This window comes from Caballeronia arationis, from assembly GCF_001544975.2.
Lineage (GTDB): Bacteria > Pseudomonadota > Gammaproteobacteria > Burkholderiales > Burkholderiaceae > Caballeronia > Caballeronia arationis.
Map to the genome: position 1 here is coordinate 1 of NZ_FCOG02000208.1, position 7,439 is coordinate 7,439.

The window sequence follows — 7,439 nt, forward strand, 5'->3', positions numbered from 1 at the left end:
AAGCGATGCAAGCCGTGGTAGAGGCGGCCGGCCACAGTAAAGCGCAAAAGGCCGGTGCTTACCTGTCGAGCTATTTCGTCCAGAGGCAACTCACGTCACCGAAGGTCTCCGCCGATCAGGTTCGCGATGCTATCGCTGCAGCAGAAGGAAATATTTCTGCCGCGGCCAAGTCACTGGGCATCTCGAGGCAGAAGGTGTACCGGACTCTAGCAGCGGACAAGCCGGGGGCTAGCGGGATGCCCCACGAAACCGCACTACGCGAGCAGGACGGTGCAAGTAGACTGCCTGTCGCGCCCTAGAAGGGATAAAAAGTGTGCCACAAAAGGGGGGGGTAACTATGTGGCACATTTTGTAACAGACACCATACCCTTAAAAAACAACGGACTAGGACCGCGCGAGTTACGGGGTGGACGCTATCCGGATAGCGTTGCCAAGGCCGCTTATCCCAAGAGCCAGTTAAGTTGTGGGCTCGTGAGTGCGTGATATGTGAGGATCGCTCCGAGCGCGACGACGGTCGCGATTTGCGGGGCCAGCTTGGCGCGAAAGCGGTAAGCTGCAACAAAGTATTGGATGGGCGACATTATCTTTCCGTTGTTGATTCCGGCCGGACGACCGAATTACCTTCAGTATGACCGGCGCGTCGCGGAGTCAAGTCACCAACGGTTTCGATCTGGCAGATCGTCGACAGCCAGGTTGATGCTGTTCTCGAAGTTTCCTTCGTCACCGCCTGTGGCCGGGATGCGCGGAAACTGGATCGAAGCGATACCGTCGATGTAAATGCGTTTGGCCAACTGCTGGAGTTTTCGATAGCGGGCTGCATCGTTGAGGACGGTGTCAACGGGCCAAAAATCACTGAGGGTGATCTTGCTGTCGACGATCTTCCTGGCGAGCATGGCGAAAACGGGGCCGCGCTTCTCCCAGTCACCTTCGGTTCTGGCCAGCAGGTCAATTAGGAAAGGAGCGTCGACGGCGCTGAGCTCTTTCCTTATCAGTTTCAACAGGTCGCCCTCTTTCGCGGCCGGCCGCCTCGTGCGGGCGTTCCAGATGGTGCCGGCCTGTTCAAGAGCGGCGTGCCGGTCGTTCCCGATCGCGATCCAGGGTGTCTGCATTCCACACTCTTCGCAGAAAACGCAGCAGACTTTTTCCTGCGGGATCGCATACAGCGAGCGCGCCTCGAGATCGTTCATGTCCGGCGCGACGCTCGCGTCCGCGGCTAGGTAATCGATAGCGGGTGCGGACGGGCGTTTAAGTAGCCGGTGAGAATAGCCGAAGGCCCATTTTCCACCGCAATGGTCGCAGGGGAACAACTCGTCAGTCATGGCAGCGTGGTCCGGGGCGCTCGCCGAGGGCCGGCGAATAAATGTGGGCGTGAAGCATTATAGCTACGGCCGTTCTCGCCGAATTAGTGGGAAACGCTGACCTTAACAAAAGCTTACAGTCTAAGCCGCTACGCGATTTGCCGCGATTGCGTTGTACTGCTCGTGACTGACGAGACGTAAGGGCGTAAGCGACGGCGCGTCGAAAAGGAGCCGATACGAGCGGCCGACGGGGACTGATAGTACTTTGCCGGCTGTCGATCTCAGGTATTTGCCGTCGAGCGACAACGGGTGCACGCCGTTACTGACTTTCCCGAGCAGCTCCCTGGCTTCTCGTTGGACTGCGGCCAAGTGCCGGACGATGGACAGGTCGATGGGATCGTCGGCGTGTGACTGCTTTGCCGCGCGCTTTTGCTCGAGGGCAAGGCGCTGTTCTGCTTTTTGCTTTTCCGCGGCTGCGCATGCGTGGCAATACTTCCCTTTGCCGGTGTGACCGCACGAAAACGTCTGTTTCATGATGCATTCAATAAGGTTGCCGATGAGGCTATTGCACCATCTTTCGGCATCCCGTCAAGGCTCGGTAGACGACGGATTTGAAGGGCTTTCTTTCCGAGCGAATGCGTCAAGTTCGGCAGACAGTTCAAGCACTCGAGCGTCGGCGAGGGATAGCCGGGTGGTCAGTCGCTCGATCTGAGACATAGCAAGGCTGTACTGCTCGGACAGCATGGACAGCGCCCAGAAGGGCGCGAGCGTTGCATTGCAATCGACGCAAGTCACGACGCCGCCGTGAGGTTCGAGCCGGATGCGGCGATGAGCGCAAACACCCGAGGGCAACGCGCGCTTCTCGATGATGACCGGTACGCGCCTGAAGGGGATGACGCGACTCATTCGGGCAGTGAAGGATGCTGGCCGTCAACGTGAAGGTGCGTCGCTGAATCCCCGCGGTACAAGCCGTCGGGGAACAAAACGCGCGAGACTGTTTCGTCGCGTCGGTATTGAAGCTCGACCGCGTCCAGATACCGGCGGAACGACGTCGTGTCAGTTGGCCCGCCTTCGACGTCCCGATTGGCGAAACGAAGGTCGGTCGGCGCGAAAGCATTGTGTTCAATCCACTGAGCGTCCTTGAGGCTCGGCAACCACCATCGGTTCCAACGAATCGTGAATGCGAGCCAGCCACGCGCGCCCGCGTCGATTTCCGTCCAAGAAGCCTGGAAATCCAGGATTGCACCGAGCGAGCTGAAGAAGACCATGCGCAAGTTTGTCTCGTCCGCGGCCGCGACGACGATCTGTTTTCGCCGCTCGTCGACCGCGTCGATGGAGCTCGCCATCGACAGTGCCGGATAGCTCACCTGCCAGTCGGAATCACGCGCGACAGCGCGCTTGAGGAAAAAAGAGTTCGAGTCCATGAGGCCTTCGGCGGTTATAGATGCGCTCACGCTATCGCGGCAAAGCGCCGTGTCAAGCTCCGTCGGGAAGTCGAACTGAAGCCAGATCGTCGGGGGGCACCCATTCGACGCATGGCGTCCGTTCGCGCGCGTACAACGCCTGTTTTTCGGCTTTCCTTGCCATGTATTGCGCGTTGCCTTGCATGCCGTATACCTCTATCGCTGTGGGCACGGTCGTATCGGTCAGCCTGAAGTCGGGCAGCATCGCATCTCCCCGTTCGAGCCGCATGGGCTTTACGAACCGACGGCGTTGCGCCACAAGCCGGTTCGCCATTGCAACCTCGAAGCTCGAGTCGCAGGGTAGGAAGGTGCTGTTGCACAGTTGCAGCGCGCAGTCGACGATCCGGAGGTTGCCCTCTTTTGTCCGCTCGATAACGGCCAGTGTCACCACCCGAGCGCAAGCGTCGCCGATCATGGCCCACGCCGACCGGAACGAATCAGCGGCAGAGTCAATCACCGCTTTCGACGCAAAGAACGTCTCCCTAGTCTGGCGCAGTCTGACGACGAATCCGTATCTCGATGGTTCGACGCTGCGAAGTTCGGCAATGAGAAGACCGCGGTTGGACCGGGCCGGGGTTGTGACTATTCGATCCAGGAATGACTGGAACTCGGCGAGCACAGACGAACTGTCAGCATCGTCGTATCGGCGCATGACGTGAAGCACATCTTGCATGGATTTGCCGTTAAGCTTTCCGTCCCCGAGCACGGAGAGAAGTTGCGCATTGCAGGCGCCCCACCCACGCGAGGGCGCGCCCGCCCACTCGTTCAGTCCTGCATCCTCCCATACTCGTTGCAGGAAGCCGAGCAGCGGGGCAGGGCGGCGCGAAGTGCCGCTCGAGGTCTGGTCAGATGACTGCCGCGTCGATTGACCAACGGTGCGGACCGACAGCGAAGTGCTCAGCTTGACGTCCAGCCCACCAGCAATGGTGCGAATCGCGGCCAGCGTGTCACTGCTGCTTCTGTCTGGCTGGGACACCGCGCGATAGAACGAGCAAGTCTTGGCGTTGTGCCGGTGACCATCGTCAGGCCACCTCGCGAGATGGAAAAGTGCCCCGTAACGCCGGATGACTAGACGTAAGGGCGCCCTCGGCGATTCGGGCAGGCAGCGGCAAACGGCGTGCCCCGGGACCTTCTTGGCTCGCTCGAGCGCTCGCGCATACTTTGCGGGGTTGTCTTGAACCTCAGTGAGCGCTACGGTTATGCCGTCAAACGAAACGAGCGTCATACCCCTTCACCTCGCGCAACGTCGAATGCGCTTGCTCAATCGGAACCTTGTGAACGTGAGCGCGCGTGCCTAGCAGGCTCGCCGCTTTGCGAACGCACAGGCAAAACTGCTCGGCATGGTCGCTGCTCGGGAAATGGAGTCCAACGGTCGACACCGCACCGGGCGCCGCGTAATCGCGCGAGAAAACTTGACCTGTTCCGACCAACGCGTCGAGCCAGCTGTCCGGGAAGCCAGCGCACGGTGTCGAGTCAGCGCGCGCGCCCGCCGGGTCTTGAGTGAAATCATCGAAGCTGACAACAATCAAGTTCATCATTGCGAAGAAGCGGCCGAATCGCCTTAAGGTGTGACGGCCGCCACCCGCTGCTTCCGAGTGGCCGCTATGTCGTAGGTGGCGATTGCTCCCATTAGCGCTGCGATGCCTGCAAAGGCACACGCAGCCAGCAAGCCCGCCAAACGCTTGTCGTTTGCCCTGAGCGTGTCCGCCCGCACTTGCTGCGCCTCGCCAAGTTCCCGACGCCTATCTCGCAACGCCTCGTCGAATGCATCGCGATCGGAAAAGCCATATTTCTCAAGCAACGAATGTTGGTCCGTCGCTGACAGATATTCGACTGCGTCGGAAACACCCTGCATGCGTTCAACGACCGCCGTGTTGACGACGACCTGCACGGCGGTGCGCTCAATCGTGAATTGGCGAGCGACCAAGCCGACCCCTGCCACTGAGCTAACAGCGGATGCGCACAGTATGGCGACGGTGATGATGTGACTGAGCTTCATAACGTCGGTGATTGTTTTTTATGCATTGCAGATTCGGTGCCCAATTTTCGTCGGACGCCGCGAGCAACGGTGTCCGAAAGACGCCCCGAATGAGGCGTCATTCGCCGGCCGTACCGACTGTTTGATCGCCGAGCCGAAAGCGCGGCGTAATGCACGCGGGCGAAAGCTAAATGTTTTTGTGCGTCATTTCCCGAAACGGCTGCTATCCGGATAGCGTTGGTCGGCACCAGCGCCAGGACCGCACTCCCGACCGGTGATTGCAGCCGAAATAGGTATCCCCAGGCTTATCCAGAGAAACTGGGGATATCTTTCGGAAGCGTTTGGCGAGAGGCACCATCAAATGGTCGTCTTTCTGCCTGTATGAGCAGTCTCCAGCAGGTATCGTTTGTCGATCACCCGCGCATCTCGCGCATCGACGTTGCGGCGCTCCACGAGCTCACCGCGCAATCAATTTTCCTATCTCAACCCGCAGGGGCATGTCCCATTGGCGGGCGTGCGCCTGCTCACCTTTTGGAGCAATCGCATGTACACACAGTTGATCGAGCAATTCAAGACGGCACAAACCGCGGCAGCAGCAGCCTACGGCGCTGTCGTTCAAGCGGAGCGCGACGTCTTTTCGGACGGACTGACCGAGTATTCGGCGATGGAAGCCCGAAGCGAATACAAAGTCGAGCGCGAGCTGGAAACGTTCTGTCTCAGGCTGCTCTCGCGGCTTGTGATGGAGGCAAGTCGCAAGTTCGCGCCCGCCGGCGGCAGAATTGAGATCGATCAGAATCACGAACTCGATCGAAGTGGCGTTGATGTTGGGCAAGCTCTGAGGAAGGGCAACGTCCCTGACTTGGATGGCTTCTGGCAACACCTCGAGCGAACGTTCGGCGGTGAAGCTGGTGAGCGCGTCGCGTTCGAGCAGGCAGCCAAGGCCATCATCAACGGCTTTTGGCTCAAGCCCGATACCGAGATCAAGCGCACCAGCAGCGCGGTCATATTGGAAAAGCGCGTTACCTCTCAATCGTCCTTCCATTCAAAGGGTCAACGCGAGGTTTATTACTCGTCTCTGCAAGCAGTGGTCTCAACCTTCGACGGCCTGGCGACCTTCGCGAAGAAGCATCAGTTCGGCGCGCTGGCGATGCAACTGCGCAATTTCAGCGTTCACCGGCTGACGTTTTCCACCCGCGAAAAACTATCGTTCACGGGGCTGGAGATCGTGATGTTCAACGACAAGTGGCAGTTCAAGTTCGCTCACGACGTGGGCGACGCGCTGTCCCTCTTCATTAGTGAGTTTGGTGCGGAATACCTCGCCTCGCGCGACCGGTACTGACGCATCCACCTTCCCATCGTTTCGACCCGCTCCGGCGGGTCTTTTTATTTCTAGAGGCAATTCATGCAGAGAGATCTGTTTTCGCTTGAGCCAGATTGGTACGAGCCGTTGCGTGCGATCAGAAGTTTGGGATCGCAGGCGCCGTCGATTGCCCATCAGGGCGAGCTGGCCGCCGCGCGTCGGCTGCACCTCGGCCAGTTCTTCACGCCGGATGCGATCGCGGCATTCATGTGGAGCTTCGTGAGCGGCTGGAAGGTGAATCGGCGTATCCGCGTCCTGGATAACTCGGTCGGCTCCGGTCGGCTGCTTCAGTACGCGGACCCGGAACGCCATGCCTTGTACGGTGTCGATGTCCACGCCGATGTCATCCAGCAGTGTCAGAATGTGTTTGAGGACGCGGGGTTTCATTGCGAGTTCCGGCAAGCCGGCATGGAGGACATTCATCCGACGCGCTTCGATATCGCACTCATCAATCCGCCGTTCTCGACCCACCTCGAATCACCGCATCTGCAGACGCTCGAATGCACGACGTGGGGCCGGTACGGCGCGCACACCAGCGCGTTGAGCCACGACTACGCGGTGCATCAGGCTCTGGAGGCGGCGAACATTGTCGTCGCGCTGCTGCCGATCTCGACTGCTGAGTCGATGATTGCGGGCGAGCAGGGCGACCGTCTGAAGCGGCGCGCGGCGGGCCTGTTCGAATTGCCGGCGGACGCGTTCAAGCTCGAGGGCGCGAACGTGCGAACGGCGGTTGTGGTGTTCGACCGCTACCGCGATCGTCCCTCGGACTTCGTGCGTGCGCTCGTCGACGATCTGGCGAAGCCCGGCCCGGATCTCGGGCTGCACTTCGAAGATCGCTCCTTTGGTGAGGCGCGGCTGCGACTGCAGAAGCTCGATGACAGCGTGCCGTTCATCACGCGTGCGGTGACCGGCGACAAGTCGGTCAAGGTGTCGCACGATGGCCGGCGCATTCGTTTGTCCTTTGCCTGTGGCTTCAACGAAGCGATGGTGCTCAACGCGGTTCTCGTGAAGCGCATCTATTCGCGCGACGGCCACCGGCTGCCGCGTGGCTTCCGTTACTCGGGGCAAGGCTTGCTGGATATGGAAACGTATCTTGTGCAGGACGATCCGGTCGCGGCGCTCGATCAGTTGCTCGATCGAATCCGCAGCGTCGGTGGCGAGCCGCAACTGGCGCCCGGCTTCATGGAGCACTTCGGGAGACGCATGCAACGCAACGTGCGCCAGGCGATACCGTTGCGGCATGTGGCGTGGACGACTGGTGCGGGGTCGCGGGATCAGGTGTCGGGCATCGCAAAGGAGACCCACAAGGTTGACGCGACGCGCTGGGCCAGTCCGCTCAT

8 protein-coding genes are annotated in these 7,439 nt (G+C 60.0%); 3 read left to right on the top strand and 5 right to left on the bottom strand.

Going from position 1 to position 7,439, the window contains the following annotated elements:
- A partial coding sequence (locus tag AWB81_RS39000; RefSeq protein WP_327373307.1) for a helix-turn-helix domain-containing protein occupies positions 1-299 on the top strand: 299 nt, incomplete at its 5' end.
- Positions 300-653: 354 nt separating this feature from the next.
- Here AWB81_RS39000 and AWB81_RS39005 read toward each other — a convergent pair.
- From AWB81_RS39005 to AWB81_RS39035, 5 genes are all read right to left on the bottom strand, one after another.
- Positions 654-1,319, bottom strand: coding sequence for a Lar family restriction alleviation protein (locus AWB81_RS39005; RefSeq protein ID WP_062643547.1), 666 nt, complete (start codon positions 1,317-1,319; stop codon positions 654-656).
- 120 nt (positions 1,320-1,439) lie between these two features.
- Entirely contained in the window at positions 1,440-1,832 is a 393-nt protein-coding gene (locus tag AWB81_RS49220; protein ID WP_062643549.1) for a DUF7682 family zinc-binding protein, read from the bottom strand.
- 368 nt (positions 1,833-2,200) lie between these two features.
- The gene (locus AWB81_RS39020) at positions 2,201-2,644 is read right to left on the bottom strand and encodes a hypothetical protein (protein WP_062643561.1); all 444 of its coding nucleotides are present in this window, start codon (positions 2,642-2,644) and stop codon (positions 2,201-2,203) included.
- A 130-nt stretch (positions 2,645-2,774) separates the two neighbouring features.
- Positions 2,775-3,986 carry a DUF1173 family protein gene (locus tag AWB81_RS39025; protein WP_062643552.1) on the bottom strand — a complete coding sequence of 404 codons (1,212 nt, stop codon included), beginning with the start codon at positions 3,984-3,986 and terminating at the stop codon, positions 2,775-2,777.
- 336 nt (positions 3,987-4,322) lie between these two features.
- The gene (locus AWB81_RS39035; protein ID WP_062643556.1) at positions 4,323-4,760 is read right to left on the bottom strand and encodes a hypothetical protein; all 438 of its coding nucleotides are present in this window, start codon (positions 4,758-4,760) and stop codon (positions 4,323-4,325) included.
- Between the two features lie 385 nt (positions 4,761-5,145).
- Between AWB81_RS39035 and AWB81_RS39040 the strand changes: the two genes are divergently transcribed.
- Together AWB81_RS39040 and AWB81_RS39045 are read left to right on the top strand one after the other, a co-directional pair.
- The gene (locus AWB81_RS39040) at positions 5,146-6,078 is read left to right on the top strand and encodes a hypothetical protein (protein ID WP_235026148.1); all 933 of its coding nucleotides are present in this window, start codon (positions 5,146-5,148) and stop codon (positions 6,076-6,078) included.
- Positions 6,079-6,141: 63 nt separating this feature from the next.
- Positions 6,142-7,439: methyltransferase domain-containing protein (locus AWB81_RS39045; RefSeq protein WP_235026149.1), on the top strand; the 1,298-nt coding region annotated here is incomplete at its 3' end.